General features: G+C 61.2%; 13 protein-coding genes. 5 read left to right on the top strand and 8 right to left on the bottom strand.

Translation table 11 applies throughout. The features are described from left to right. The 5 genes from MOV63_RS10610 to MOV63_RS10590 form a co-directional block, all read right to left on the bottom strand. Entirely contained in the window at positions 1-399 is a 399-nt protein-coding gene (locus MOV63_RS10610; RefSeq protein WP_038545252.1) for a proton-translocating transhydrogenase family protein, read from the bottom strand. Beyond that, positions 399-1,664 carry a Re/Si-specific NAD(P)(+) transhydrogenase subunit alpha gene (locus MOV63_RS10605; RefSeq protein WP_247033668.1) on the bottom strand — a complete coding sequence of 422 codons (1,266 nt, stop codon included), beginning with the start codon at positions 1,662-1,664 and terminating at the stop codon, positions 399-401. Before MOV63_RS10605 ends, MOV63_RS10610 begins: the two co-directional genes overlap by 1 nt. A gap of 86 nt (positions 1,665-1,750) precedes the next feature. Continuing rightward, positions 1,751-1,975 carry an aa3-type cytochrome c oxidase subunit IV gene (locus MOV63_RS10600; protein WP_247033666.1) on the bottom strand — a complete coding sequence of 75 codons (225 nt, stop codon included), beginning with the start codon at positions 1,973-1,975 and terminating at the stop codon, positions 1,751-1,753. A gap of 189 nt (positions 1,976-2,164) precedes the next feature. After that, positions 2,165-2,923, bottom strand: a complete 759-nt coding sequence (locus MOV63_RS10595) for an N-acyl amino acid synthase FeeM domain-containing protein (protein WP_038545257.1) — start codon at positions 2,921-2,923, stop codon at positions 2,165-2,167. Positions 2,924-3,092: 169 nt separating this feature from the next. After that, positions 3,093-5,414, bottom strand: a complete 2,322-nt coding sequence (locus tag MOV63_RS10590) for a bifunctional diguanylate cyclase/phosphodiesterase (RefSeq protein WP_247033665.1) — start codon at positions 5,412-5,414, stop codon at positions 3,093-3,095. Positions 5,415-5,731: 317 nt separating this feature from the next. Between MOV63_RS10590 and MOV63_RS10585 the strand changes: the two genes are divergently transcribed. The 3 genes from MOV63_RS10585 (at position 5,732) to MOV63_RS10575 (ending at position 9,106) form a co-directional block, all read left to right on the top strand. Next, a complete protein-coding gene (locus MOV63_RS10585; RefSeq protein ID WP_038545260.1) occupies positions 5,732-6,271 on the top strand; it encodes a TRAP transporter small permease subunit in 540 nt (179 codons plus the stop codon). Between the two features lie 27 nt (positions 6,272-6,298). Next, positions 6,299-7,801 (top strand): TRAP transporter large permease subunit, encoded by a 1,503-nt coding sequence (locus MOV63_RS10580; protein WP_247033664.1) that lies wholly within the window; start codon positions 6,299-6,301, stop codon positions 7,799-7,801. A gap of 378 nt (positions 7,802-8,179) precedes the next feature. Beyond that, positions 8,180-9,106: an FkbM family methyltransferase gene (locus tag MOV63_RS10575; protein ID WP_247033663.1), complete on the top strand. Its 927-nt coding sequence runs from the start codon at positions 8,180-8,182 to the stop codon at positions 9,104-9,106. Positions 9,107-9,188: 82 nt separating this feature from the next. Here the strand turns inward: MOV63_RS10575 and MOV63_RS10570 are convergent, their stop codons facing one another. After that, entirely contained in the window at positions 9,189-10,295 is a 1,107-nt protein-coding gene (locus tag MOV63_RS10570) for a TRAP transporter substrate-binding protein (protein ID WP_038545268.1), read from the bottom strand. A gap of 306 nt (positions 10,296-10,601) precedes the next feature. On the opposite strand from MOV63_RS10570, the gene MOV63_RS10565 reads away from it, so the two are divergent. Next, positions 10,602-11,375 carry a gamma-glutamyl-gamma-aminobutyrate hydrolase family protein gene (locus MOV63_RS10565; protein ID WP_247033662.1) on the top strand — a complete coding sequence of 258 codons (774 nt, stop codon included), beginning with the start codon at positions 10,602-10,604 and terminating at the stop codon, positions 11,373-11,375. Between the two features lie 62 nt (positions 11,376-11,437). On the opposite strand, the gene MOV63_RS10560 is transcribed toward MOV63_RS10565, so the two are convergent. Further along, positions 11,438-11,893 carry a MarR family winged helix-turn-helix transcriptional regulator gene (locus MOV63_RS10560; RefSeq protein WP_247033661.1) on the bottom strand — a complete coding sequence of 152 codons (456 nt, stop codon included), beginning with the start codon at positions 11,891-11,893 and terminating at the stop codon, positions 11,438-11,440. 58 nt (positions 11,894-11,951) lie between these two features. Between MOV63_RS10560 and MOV63_RS10555 the strand changes: the two genes are divergently transcribed. Further along, complete coding sequence (locus MOV63_RS10555; RefSeq protein WP_247033660.1) at positions 11,952-13,022, top strand: FUSC family protein; 1,071 nt, start codon at positions 11,952-11,954, stop codon at positions 13,020-13,022. On the opposite strand, the gene MOV63_RS10550 is transcribed toward MOV63_RS10555, so the two are convergent. Next, the gene (locus MOV63_RS10550) at positions 13,019-14,041 is read right to left on the bottom strand and encodes a LacI family DNA-binding transcriptional regulator (RefSeq protein WP_247033659.1); all 1,023 of its coding nucleotides are present in this window, start codon (positions 14,039-14,041) and stop codon (positions 13,019-13,021) included. The genes MOV63_RS10555 and MOV63_RS10550 overlap by 4 nt on opposite strands. Positions 14,042-14,148 lie beyond the last annotated feature (107 nt).

Genomic DNA, 14,148 nt, shown 5'->3' with positions numbered 1-14,148 from the left:
TCAGCGATCTTTTTTCTTGTACATGGCGAGCATCCGGCTGGTCACCAGGAAGCCGCCGAAGATGTTCACCGAAACGAGCACCAGCGCCACGAAACCGAAGCCGGTCGCAAAGCCGCTCGCCGATATGCCGACCGCAAGCAGCGCGCCGACGACGATAACCGAAGAGATCGCGTTGGTGACCGCCATCAGCGGCGTATGCAGCGCCGGCGTCACCGACCAGACCACGTAATAACCGACGAAGATCGACAGCACGAAGATCGCCAGCCGAAACACGAATGGATCGATCGCCCCACCGGTTGCAGCACTCGCGGCTTCCGGCGCCTGGGCGGCAGCGCTCATCACGGCGGTCACGGCCTGATCGAGCTGTTCCAGCGCCTTGTCCATTGCTTCACTGGCCATCAAAGCTTCTCCTCGGCTGTGGCGTCCCCGCCTCTTTCGGCGTCAACGGCGGCAGGCTTTTTGCGGGCGCGGGCCGGTCCGGCTGCCGGGGCTGCGGTTGGCGCAGCAACGGAAGCGTCAACGACAAATGCGGCCGCAGCTGCCGCAAAATTGGGATGCACGACCTGTCCGCCATGGGTCAGCATGGTCGCCTTGACGAGCTCGTCCTCGGGATTGACCGCAAACTCCTTGGTGCCCTTGTCGACCACAGTCTCGATGAAGGCGAACAGGTTGCGGGCATAAAGCGCCGAAGCGGAGGCGGCGATGCGGCCGGCGACATTGGCATAACCGATGACGGTGACGCCCTCGACATCCGCAACCTTGCCCTTTTCGGAGCCTTCTATATTGCCGCCGCGCTCGACGGCGAGGTCGACCGCCACCGAACCCGGCTTCATCGACGCCAGCATGGCGCGCGACACCAGTTTGGGCGCAGGACGGCCGGGAATGAGGGCCGTCGTGATGACGATGTCCTGCTTTGCGATATGCTCGGCAACCAGAGCCGCCTGTTTGGCCTGATAGGCTTCCGACATCGGCTTGGCGTAACCGGCAGCCGTTTCGGCCGCCTTGAATTCCTCGTCCTCGACCGCGATGAACTTGGCGCCGAGCGAGGCGACCTGTTCCTTGGCAGCGGGGCGCACGTCGGTCGCCGAAACCACGGCGCCGAGACGACGGGCCGTGGCGATCGCCTGCAGGCCGGCGACACCGGCGCCCATGACGAAGACTTTTGCGGCCGGAACGGTGCCGGCGGCGGTCATCATCATCGGCATGGCGCGGCCGTATTCATGGGATGCGTCGATGACGGCGCGGTATCCGGCAAGGTTCGCCTGGGAGGACAGCACGTCCATCGACTGGGCGCGGGTGATGCGCGGCATCAGTTCCATGGCAAACGTGGTGAGCCCGGCTTTCGCCATGTCCGCAAGAGCGGCCTCGTTGCCGTAGGGATCCATGACCGCAAACACGACGGCGCCTGGTCTGTAGGACGCCATCTCGGTCACCGTAGGCCGGTTGACCCGAAGGATGATATCGGCCGAGCCGACCTCGCCGGCACCGGCTATGCGGGCACCGGTGGCTTCGAAATCCACATCGCGAACACCGGAGGCAAGGCCTGCGCCGCTCTCGATCACGACCGAGAGCCCGAGGCCGGTGAGCCGCTTGACGCTCTCGGGCGAAGCGGCGACGCGCGGTTCGTCGGAACCTTCACGGCATACAAATACGATCTTCGGCAAAGACTGTCTCCTCCCAGTCGATATCGCAAGGCGGGCGAAAGACTTCGCCCTGCCTCAAAGCCGGTGGCCGGGTTGGCCGAACCGGATCAACGCAGCAGGAAAACGCCGGCTATAGTGAGAATGATGAAAACGAGGAGGCTGCCAATGAAGCCCGCTCCGCCGAAGAAACCGGCAGCCATGGCGATCATCAGAACAACGATGACCATCGTGCCCCATTTCGCACCCGCGATGAAGGCGTTGTAGGTCTTGTCGTGTTCCGAATAGTCCATCGAAGCACCCGTTTCCACCGGCCCGCTATGGTGATTGTCCATCAGTCCCGTCTCCTTCATCAGCCGCACGCGGCCCGCTTGATCAAAGCGTCGGCGCGTGCGGGAAAACCCGTGTCGACATCCGGAATCATGCCGTCGTTCGGCAGGATCGGCGTCTCTTCAGGCCTTACACAAAGCAGCAGGAAAGCGCAATGCCGCCACAATGGCTTCCGGTACGCCGGAGCGCGACCTTCAGGTGAGGTAGGACATTTCGGGGGAGTTCGGGCGGCCGGCGATACGGGCCGTCGGCAGGATGGTAAGCGGCGCGGTGTCGAAATTCGAGGAGCGTGCAAACAGCAGACGGCGCTCGTAGGCCTCCGACTGGAATGCCGGGAAGCGCTTCATCATCTTGGAGCGCAGTTCGCGGGTCTGCGAGGCGAGCAGCATCAGATCGAAATCGTATTGCGGGATCCGCCGCGGCGGCACGACCGGCTGGGCATAGAAGAACCGGCGGTAAAATGCCGCATGCGCCGGACGGATCGGCTGCAGCACGCGGTCCGCATCGAAATAGATCGCCGCAACCGGCGTCAGCCGCACCGTCAGGTAAGGCATGGCCGAAAGTTCGCTGGCATATTCCGGGGCTATCGCAAAACGCGCCGAGTCGATCAGCGTCATGCCGGCATCGAGAAGGCCATTCACGGCTTCCGGGAAAATGCTGATCGACTGGCAGACCCGATGCTCCGGCGTGACGTGGTGGAGGCGGATCGTACTGACAAGTTCCTCGTCGTAATAGACGCCGAAGACATGCGCATTCTTGTCGAAGTCGATCTCGTCGATGAGCTTGGTCGCCGCGACCGGCAGCACGTTGTGTGTCTTGTAGGCCCTGTATCGAAGCCGGGCGATATCTTCGAAATCCTCGTTGCTCTCGATCCGTCGGTATTCGACATGGTCGAGGGTGGAGAGAAGCTTGGCTGAAAAGTTTCCGTCCGAAAAGGACTTATCTATTGGCATTGGGTTTTGTTCCATGGGCTTTAACCAAGGATTAACCCTAAAAGACCCATAGCCCGCAATGAATGATACGCGAATTGAGTAAAATTCTAAATGATATGGTTAACAAACGGTTAACGGACGTTTCCTAACGTCCCAAAACCGTTAACACTGTCCTGATTTTAAGCGGAGTTTAACGCACCGCGGCCCGAAGAGGCGAGGCCTGTGCGCTTTTGGCACCACGCCGAACGGCCGAGAGCTTGGCCGCGGAAGCGCCCTCGGCAGCCAATTCGATGATCTTTTCGGAAGCCACCGGCATCGAAAACACGTACCCCTGGACTAGGTCGGAGAACCGATGGCGATTGACCAGCGCGAGCTGCTCCTTCGTCTCCACGCCTTCGACGACGATCTTGAGGCCGAGCTCCCGGGACAGATGCACTATGCCGCGCAGGAGCTTCAGCTTGCGCTGGTCCTCGACAATATTGCGGATGAACGCACGGTCGATCTTGACCACGTCGAGCGGCAGGGAATCCAGATAGCTGAGGCTCGAGAAGCCGGTGCCGAAATCGTCGATGGCGATCGTCACGCCGGTCACGCGGAACTGGTTGAGGATGGCGCTGACCGCCACCGGCTCGTCCATGAAGCAGCTTTCCGTCACTTCGAGATGCAGCCGCGACGGATCGACCGAATAACGCTTCAGCACGTCCGCCACGTAACCGACGATATCGTCGTTGCGCAGGTCCTGGATCGAGAGGTTGACGGAGACAGCCATCGGCTCCGGCCAGGTCGCGCAGTCGCGGCAGGCCTGATCGAGCACCAGATGGGTGATATGCGAAACGAGCCCCATATCCTCGGCCATGGGGATGAAGACATTCGGCCCGACCATGCCGCGCTCCGGATGGCGCCAGCGCACCAGCGCCTCGCTGCATTCGATGCCGGAGCCGTCGGGACGGTACATCGGCTGGTAGACGACATGCAGACCGCGGTTCTCGATCGCCTGGCGGAGGTCGACACGAAGCTTCTGCTCGTCGATATACTGGGCGTCCATCTCCGAACGGAACGCCGTCAGCGTGCCGTTGCCGGTCGATTTCGCATGGTTGAGGGCAAGATCCGCCTTGATCTGCCAGTTTTCCATATCGAAGTCCTGCGACGGCAGCACGACGCAGCCGCTGTTCATCGAAACGGGAAGGCGAAGTCCGTCGACATAATAGTCGCCCTGGATCTCGGCGTGAATGCGGCGGACCTGACGCTCCAGTTCGCAATCGTCGTCGCCGCCGGTCAGCAGCACGACAAATTCGTCGCCGACCAGGCGGCCTGCCAGCAGGCCGTCGGTCTTCATTGCCGAAAGCCTTGCCGAGATCGCCGCGAGCAGCCGGTCGCCGATCACATGGCCGCGCAGGTCGTTGACATGCTTGAAGCCGTCGACGTCGAACACGGCGAGTGCTGCCAGGGCTTCGCCGCGGCGCTTCAGCTTCTTGGTGGCAAGATCCGCGAAATGACCGCGGTTCGGCAGGCCGGTCAGGGCGTCGAACCGCACCATGTGCAGCACCTTCTCCTCGGCGGCGAGACGGGCGGTAACATCTTCGAAGATCAGCACGACGCCACCGTCGGAACGGGGGCTGACCGAAAATTCGAGATGGCGGTCGTCCTTGAACTTGAAGAGCGCGCGTTCGAGCGAGCCGTCTGCGAGCTTGGAAAGCTGCCGCAGGATGGTTTCCGGCGCATTCTCCGCATCTTCGCAGAGCACGGCGGCGAAATCGCGGTCCTTGAGGTCGCTCTTCTTGTCGAGACCGAGCAGATCGCGGGCGCGGCGGTTGATCACCTGGATCTTGCCTTCGCCGTCGAGCATCACCAGGCCGTGGGAAATCGTCTTCAAGGCGATATCGAAGCGGCCGGCGATGATCGCCATCTTCCGCGAGGCGATGACGTTTTCATAAAGAAACTCGCGCACGCCGTTGGCCATCGACCGCGTGGTGAGACCGAAGGGGATGAGCAGCAGCGACATCAGAGCGAGATGCAGGTCCTCGGTGAACAGGCAGGCGATCAGGATCGGGCCGCAGCAGCCGAGCGTCTGGAGGTCGACGGCGATGCGCGAGCCGTAGTTGCGGCCGACGATCGACATCATCGAGCCAAGCGTCATGGCGATGCAGGTGAAGCCGACGAACGGGTTTTCCAGCACGAGCAGGGCGTAGCCGCTGGCGATGCCGAGCAGAAAGGCAGCCAGGAACGCCCCGATCACATATTGCTGCTCCCAGGCGGCGATGCCGTCATAGGTGAGCGACGCCTTGTCCACCTTGTCGAACCGCTGGAACCAGTACATGCGATAGGCAAAGACGGCCGCGAAACCGCAGGCGAACAGGAGATAGAATTGCGCACCGCTGTAATGGAAAACGAGCAGGCACCACAGGACGTGAACGACCACGCCGGTCCACAATGTGCCGCGATTTCCAAATAGCGACGTGACGAACGACAGATACACATCCGTCGACAGCGTCTTCGCTTCTGTCTCTTTCATCGGGTTCATCCCTTGTCTTCCGGTCGACACTGCGGGAAACCCTTTAAAAATTGCTTGTTCACGAGCCACGTAACCCCCTTTCATTGGGGGGTTCTTGAGAGTTTGCTGAACAAATTGACAACGAGATGGTTAAAATTTCTAGGAGGCAACCTTCGGCACAGGCGCACCCCCTCCGGAGCCTGCACAAACACCCTGCGATCCCGGCTTTTTATAGACGAAAACCTGACTTGTTGGGACTTTCCTTTTCTTAGACCTTCGTTTACATCGCCATCCAAGAACGGGCGGGGTAAGAGAGACCTGTTGGAATTGGGGAAAGCATGGCTGCACTGTTGAAGATCAGCGGTCTCATCGATCGCGTGAGCGAAATCCTCGGCAAATTTTCAGGCTATATGGTCCTCGCCTGCACGCTCATCAGCGCCGGCAACGCCATCATCCGCTACCTCTTCAACTACAGCTCCAACGGCTGGCTTGAAATCCAGTGGTATCTCTTCGCCTTCATCGTGCTGCTCGGCGCTTCCCACACGCTGCGGCTGAACGAGCACGTCCGCGTCGACCTGATTTACGGCGCAGTTTCCGATCGCGCCCGGCTGTGGATCGATGCGATCGGCCTGATCGTCTTCCTCATTCCGGCCTGCCTTTACCTCGCCTGGCTCTCCTGGCCCTTCTTCTCGCTTTCCTTGGCGCAGGGCGAGGTGTCTTCGAATGCCGGAGGCCTCATCCGCTGGCCGGTCAAGCTGATCATCGTCGCGGGCTTTAGCCTGCTGGCGCTGCAGGGATTTTCCGAATTGGTAAAGCGCATCGCCGGCCTCATGGGCGTCCTCCAGGTCGATACGACCTACGAAAAGCCGCTTCAATAACAAGAATTTCGGGGGAATAAGCCGCTCATGTTCGAATACGGTATAATGCCGCCGGCAATGTTCCTTGGCATGATCATTTTCATGCTCTACGGGTTCCCTGTCGCCTTCTCGCTGTCCGCCGTCGGCCTGTTCTTCGGCCTTCTCGGCATCGCCACCGGCCATTTCGAATTCGCCTTCCTGCAGGCGCTGCCGTTCCGCATCTTCGGGATCGTCTCCAACGATCTCCTGCTCGCCATCCCCTTCTTCACCTTCATGGGAGCGGTGCTCGAGCGCTGCGGCCTTGCCGAAGACCTGCTCGAAGGCACCGGCAAGCTGTTCGGCGCCATTCCCGGCGGTCTCGCCTATGCGGTCATCCTGGTCGGCGCCATCCTCGGCGCGATCACCGGCACGGTCGCCGCCTCGGTCATCACCATGGGCGTGATCTCGCTGCCGATCATGCTGAAATACGGCTACAATCCGCGGATTGCGACAGGCGTCATCGCCGCATCCGGCACGATCACCCAGGTCATCCCGCCGTCGCTCGTGCTGATCGTCCTTGCCGACCAGCTCGGCCGTTCGGTCGGCGACATGTATCTCGGTGCGATCGGCCCGTCGATCCTGCAGGTGGTGATCTTCCTGCTGTTCATTCTCGCCATGTCGATCTTCCGCCCGAAGGACGTGCCCGCTTTGCCGCTGGAAGCCCGCGGTGAACTCAATGCGGCGCTGGTCTTCAAGGTCCTCTGGGGCATGATCCCGTCGATCGTGCTGATCTTCCTCGTGCTCGGTACCATCTTCATGGGCCTGGCCACCCCGACTGAAGCCGGCGCTCTTGGCGTCGTCGGCGCCATGGTGCTTGCCGCCATGCACCGCCGCCTCACCTGGGACCTGATCAAGCAGGGCATGCATTCGACCATGACGATCACCTCCATGGTGGTCTTCATCCTGGTCGGCGCCACCTGTTTCAGCCTTGTCTTCCAGGGCATGGACGGCGGACTGTGGATCGAATTCCTGCTGTCTCACGTCCCGGGCGGCGCGGTCGGCTTCCTGATCTTTGTCAACATCTTCGTTTTCTTCCTTGCCTTCTTCCTCGATTTCTTCGAAATCGCCTTCATCGTCCTGCCGATGCTGGCGCCGGTGGCGAACGCGCTCGGCATCGACCTGATCTGGTTTGGGGTGCTGCTCTGCGTCAACATGCAGACCTCGTTCATGCACCCGCCCTTCGGCTTTGCGCTGTTCTACCTGCGCTCGATCGCCCCGAAAAGCGTCAAGACCAAGGACATCTATCTCGGCGCCATTCCGTGGCTCGGCATGCAGCTCATCCTGGTCGGCATCATCATCTTCTGGCCCGAGTCGGTCACCTACTGGCTGGACAAGTCGCCGGACGTCGACCTCAATACGATCAAGATCGAAATCCCCGGCTTCGGCAACGGCAGCGGCAACCAGATGCCGAATTTCGGCTTGCCGCCGATGGACGGCGCTCCGGCCCAGCCCAGCCAGCAGGGACTGCCCGGCATGCCGAACTTCGGCCAGCCCCCGAAGATCAACCCGTAAGGGCGGCTTTTTCCGTCCAGTTGTCGCTAAGTATATTTCCGAAAAAGGAGGACAGGGTTGGCGCCCTGTCCTCCTTTTTATTATTGTCCAACAGTCCAGGCCGCTCCTCCTCCGATTTCCCCCGGCGACAGCGGCAAACGCAAGCGAAGACGTTGCTTGGAGGCCCGCGTCAAAGGCGTCTTTCGGCCCTTTCTCTACCGAAAAAGCGGTATGCCGGTGGAGGCTCGACGCGAAATCCCGTTGCCGCTAACACTTTGGTAGACGTACTAACCGGCTTACTGAGCGTATAAAACTTGGCGCGGGCGGCATCGCGCGCCGGGTTTGCCGTCGCCAGCCAGAACCCGGTTTGGCTGGATCGGTCGGGGGCACGACATGCAGATGAACCACGTATTGCCGAATGCGATGTACGTCGTGCGCCGGTCGATCAATCGGACCATAGTCGAGCCATTGCGGCGCAGACAGTTTGCAAGAGAGAGCGACGTATTCACCCACCGCACCAATCGGGGATACATCTTCAACCTCGATCCTGCACAAAGTATCGACGAGGCTATCTTCGTCGAAGGCTGGTTTGAGGGACGGTTTCTGGAATTCCTGCAAGGCCGCTTCGAGCCCGGTGCCGTCGCGCTCGACATCGGCGCGAATATCGGCAACCACGCCATTCACCTCAATCGAGACTTCGCCGAGATCCATTGCTTCGAACCCAACCCCGACGTCTTCAGGCGGTTGACCGAGAACATTCGCTCGAACCGGCTCGATAACATCCGACTGCATCAGGCGGCTCTCGGCGATTGCGACGACACCCTCATGTTCCGCGAAAATCTCGAAGGCAACCTCGGCGCCAGCGGCTTCGTGGAGGATGACCGGCCATCGGGGCAAAGCCGTATCCTGCGTCTGCCGGTTTTCGAAGCGGACAAGCTCATCCGGCGCTTGGGAATAACCAGGGTCGATTTCATCAAGATAGATGTCGAGGGGTTCGAGCTGCGGGTTCTGAAAGGACTGCGTTCGACGATCGCCTTCAACCGGCCGATCGTGTCCTTCGAGTTCCATGGCCATCTCGCGGCACCGGACGACTTCGGCAAGCTCGCCGCCTGCCTGCCGGATTACCAATTCTATGATCTGGAATATGCGCCTGAATCGGCTTCCACGCTGGAAAAGCTGAAATGGAACTTCCGCCATGGCGGCGCACCCGTTCTGAACCGGTTCGACCGTCCCGAGCCGCGCACCTACGAAAACATACTGGCATTCCCATCGCAGGATACGTTCAGCCGCTTCACGAACCGCCCTTCGGCCGCCCTTGCCATTTGAACCGATCCCCCGGTACCCGCCAGACAAAAGCCCCGGATCTCTCGATCCGGGGCTTCGATATCAAGAACTGCCTGACCTGTGATCAGAGCTTGCCGTTTCGCTGCTGGATCATCATGAAGGTGTCGTAGGTATATTCCGACAGCTGCATCCAGAGATAGGCTTCCTTCTTGAAGGCGACCTGATCTTCGTAGACCTTCTTGAAATCGGCATTGGTCGCCGAGATGTCCTTGTAGACCTCGAGAGTGGCCTTGTAGCAGGCTTCGAGGATTTCCTGACTGAAGGGGCGAAGCGTCGTGCCCTGCGAAACGATCTGCTTGATCGCCGTGGGGTTCTTCACGTCGTATTTGCCCATCATGTTGGTGTTGGCGAAGGCGCAGGCATCGGTCAGTGCCGCCTGATAGGCCTTCGGGAGCGCATTCCACTTTTCCAGGTTGACGAAGGCATGGATGGTCGGGCCGCCTTCCCAGAAGGCCGGATAGTAGTAGTACTTGGCAACCTTGTAGAAGCCGAGCTTGTAGTCGTCATAGGGGCCGACCCATTCGGCCGCGTCGATCGTGCCCTTTTCCAGCGCCGGATAGATGTCGCCGCCGGCGATCTGCTGCGGCACTGCTCCAAGCTTTTCCAGCACCTTACCGGCAATGCCGGCGATGCGCATCTTGACACCCTTGAAGTCGTCGACCGTGTTGATTTCCTTGCGGAACCAGCCGCCCATCTGTGCGCCGGTATTGCCGGCGGGCATGCCGTAGATGTTATGCTTGGCATAGAACTCGTTCATCAGCGTATTGCCGTTGCCCTGGTAGAACCAGGCATTGTTCAGCCGGGCATTGAGGCCGAACGGGATGGCGGTGCCGATCGCGAATGTCGGATCCTTGCCGACAAAATAATAGGAGCAGGTATGGCACATTTCGACCGTCGAATTGCTGACGGCGTCCGCTGCCTGCATGGCCGGCACGATTTCGGCGGCGGCAAACGGCTGAATGGTGAAATTGCCATCGGTTGCTGCGGCGACATGCTTGGCGATGTCTTCCGCGCCGCCATAGATGGTGTCCAGCGACTTCGGGAATGAAGACGTCAGACGCCAGGTGACTTTTGGGCTCGACTGCGCGATGGCCGGAGCGGCGAGCACCGTGGCGGCAGCTGCACCGGCGCCGGTCACGGCAGCCTTTTTGAAAAATGAACGACGATCCATGAAATACCTCCCAGTAAGACAACCGTAGGGCCTATCTGTTCCCACTCCCCCCGGTCCTGGGGCGAGGTAAACATTTTGGTCTAGCGGTTGCAAGCGCCGGAGCTAATATTCCTCAATGCGGGAAGGTCTTTTATCGTTAGACTTTCGTAGCGTCCCGCCGAAACTGGATTCACCAGACATTTCAAAGGGGCAATGCTTATTCTTTGGGCAACGCCCGACCCGGAAACACGCCTCCAACTTGACTTGAACCGGCCTCCCGCGGCACAACGACATCAGACGCAACAGCATGCTTCGTTGGAGAGCCTGATGCCGAAACCGATCGTCGCCCTGCCCGCCGACATCCGCCAGCTGGATGGAGCGATCTGGCATGCATCGCCGAACCAGTATGTTCAGGCGGCGCTGAAAGTGGCGGACGTGATGACCTTCATCATTCCGGCTTTCGAAGAGGGCAACGAGACCGATGCCATCCTCGACCGCGTCGACGGCGTGCTGGTTTCAGGATCGGCGACCAACGTCCACCCGTCGCTCTATGGCAGAGAAGCGACCGACGGTGACGGCCCCTTCGATCCGGCCCGCGACGCGACCTCCTTGCCGCTGATCCGCCGGGCGATCGACCGAGGTATTCCCCTGCTCGCCATCTGCCGCGGCATCCAGGAACTGAACGTCGCATTGGGCGGCACGCTGGCGAGCGAAATCCAGGACCAGCCGGGCATCTGGGACCACCGCAAACCCGATGTAACGGAGCGCGACGGCATGTACGCGATCCGCCAGCCTGTGTTCGTTGCCGAAGGCTCCTGCATCGCCAATTATCTGGGCCTGGCGGGCGAGGTCCAAGTCAACTCCCTGCACCGCCAGGCGATCGCCGAAACTGCCCCTCGGCTGAAGGTCGAAGCGACCGCTGAGGACGGCACGATCGAGGCGGTTTCGGTCATCGACGCCAAGAATTTTGCCGTGGGCGTGCAATGGCACCCCGAATACTGGGCCGAAACCGACGCACCGTCGCGAGCACTCTTTCACGCTTTCGGCGAAGCCGTCCGCGCCTATGCGGCCCGCAGGACGCTGACCAACGTGGCGGCCTGACGCTCGCGACGTGGCAGCCTGCCGACGGCCAAGCATCAGCATGAAGCAGGATATCGGGAAACCTACTCCTCGTCCTCCTCCGGCCTTTCCCCCGCCTCCACATAAGCAAGCTTCAGCATGATCTGCGAGGCCTCGATCAGCGTTTCGCGCTCTTCCGGGCTGAGGCAGGCTTCGATTGCCTTTTCCAGCCAGGCGCGGCGGGCGCGGATATCCTCGGAAAGAACCGTGCGGCCGTGAGGCGTCAGTGCCAACTCGATTTCGCGGCGGTCCTGCCCGTTGCGACTGCGGCTGATGAGGCCGTCGCGTTCCATCGCCGCGACGATGCGGGTCACCGATTGCGGCTGCAGCCGCTCCTCCAGCGCAAGGCGCCACGCCGGCATCGGCCCCAACCGATGGAGCGTGGCGAGCATGGCGATCGTCGACAGACTGACCGAGCCTTCCGCTCGCGCGGCGCGCAGCCGGCGGCCGAGCAGCAGCACGCTGCGAACGATCAGCGTCGAGGCGTCGTCACTGGACATATGATACGCATTGCGTATTATTATGCCATTGCTCAATCGCGAGCCCGAGGGATGGCGGATGGAAAAGACATTCAATCACGTTGCCGAAGCCTTTCGCTGGTCGACGGAAAAAGAAGTGACGGCGATCGAGATCGTCGTTTCGGCGCTTGCCATGGCCGTGCCGGCACTGCTGGTCGCAAAGGGCCATCACATGGGCCTCGGCCTCGTAGGCGGCATGGCGATGAGCGGAACCGTAGCGCATGGCAAGTTGAAGGTGCAAGCCGGCAGTGCGGGTGCTGCCTTCGCCACGCTGGCGATTGCCGCAGGGCTTGCCTGCCTCGTCGGCCGCCTGGGCATGGCAGGCCAGGCAGCGATGCTTTTGCTGGCGACGATCGCCGGCATCGTCGGCGGGTTCGACCGGGCGATGGTGGCCGCGTCGATGCGGTTCGTCTTCTATCTCATCATGGTGGGCGGCATCGTGGCAACGACGAGTGCCGATCCGCTGCTGATCTTTGCCGTCGTCATGAGCGGCGCGCTCTTCGCGGCGATCCTGCACATCGGCATGTCCGCCGTCGTCGATCGCATCCGCATGCCTGAAGAAAAGCCGGTCGAAGCCAACCGTGCCCCGACCGCCAGGCAAAAGTTCAATCGGCTGAAACGCTCGCTGGGAGAATGGGCCGGCTGGCAATATCCGATCCGGCTGGTCCTCAGTCTCGGCGCTGTTTTGCTCGCGCACGCGCTTTTTCCCTCCCACGACGTTCACTGGGCGGCGCTGACGCTTGTGCTGCTGGTCGAGCGCCGGCCGGAGCGCATGCCGCGGAAGACGACGCAAAGGGTGATCGGTGTCATCTTCGGCGTCTGCTGCGCAGGCCTGCTTTCATTCCTGGCTCTGCCCGCCTGGGCGGATGTGCTCAGCATCGCCGTTCTTGGCGGCTGCCGGCCATTCCTGCGGGCCAGGAACTATCTCGCCTATTCGATCGTCATGACGCCGCTGATGATGATGGCCATGGGCACGGCCGATCAAGTTCTGACGGCCGCCACATTGTGGGACCGGCTCTACGCGACCGTCTTCGCCGCATGCCTGGTGCTGTTCGTCAATCGGATAGCGCTCTTTCTGTGGCCGGAGACGGCGGCACCCGTCGCGACCTAAACCCTTGGCCGGTGCACTCCGGTCGACTGGCGGATGCGCATTTCCGGCTTGATCAGATGGATGCCATCAGGCTCGTGGCTGCCGGCGAGGCGGTCGAGCAGGGCGCGCGCCGCAAGCCGGCCGACTTCCGTCTGGCCGTTCCACACCGTCGTCAGCGCCGGCGTCGCGATCGAAGCCTCTTCGAGATCGTCGTAACCGGTGACGGAGATATCGTGGCCGGGCAACAGCCCGGCGCGGGCAATGCCGTTCATCAGGCCGATCGCCACCAGATCGTTCCAGCAGACCGCAGCTGTCGGCTTCTGTGGCAGGGAGAGGAAATGCACAGCCGCCTCGAACCCGCCCTGCTTCGAACGCGGACCGGGGAGGCGCAGGTTCGGATCGACCTCGATGCCCGCCTTGCGCAGCGCGTTGACATAACCCTGGTAGCGGTCTCGGCCGGTCGACGTCTGGTCCGTGCCGCCGATCATCGCGATCACCCGATGCCCGAGGCCAATCAGATGATTGGTAGCAAGCGAGATGCCGTAGCTGTCGTCGCCGCGATAGGTCGGCAGTTCGACGCCTTCCATCGAACGGGCAACGAGGATGGCCGGCATGCCGTTCTCCTCGGCAAGCCTCATGTCCTCGATCGGCGTGCCGATCGCCGGCGACATGATCACCCCGTCACCGCCGAGCTGCAGCAGCGTTTCGATGAAGGTGCGCTGTTTTTCGACCGAATCGTAATGGTTGGAAAGGATGAATGTATGGCGGCTGCGATCGAGCTCGCTTTCGATCGCTTTGAGGATTTCCCCGTAGAACGGGTTCATGATGTCGTGCACCACGACGCCGATAATGCCAGAACGCGAGGTGCGCAGGCTGGCTGCGCGGCGATTGTAGATATAACCGAGGGCTCTTGCCTGTTCCTTGATTTTTTCCCGGGTATCGGCCGCCACGAGCGGGCTGTCGCGCAGCGCGAGCGATATCGTGGCAGTTGAAAGACCAAGGCTCTCGCCAATCGTCGACAACTTGATCTTTTGCGCCATTTCCCCCACCCGCAATGGCCGGCATCGCTATCCGATGCTCGAATTAAACTTTAAATAAACAATTTAATTCCGTGCGACAATCCTGTGACGGCAGAAAATCTGGAGGG

Origin of the sequence: Neorhizobium sp. SHOUNA12A (genome assembly GCF_023006505.1) — a bacterium.
In the GTDB taxonomy this organism is placed as follows: Bacteria; Pseudomonadota; Alphaproteobacteria; order Rhizobiales; family Rhizobiaceae; genus Neorhizobium.
This window is presented reverse-complemented; position numbering and strand designations above follow the sequence as displayed.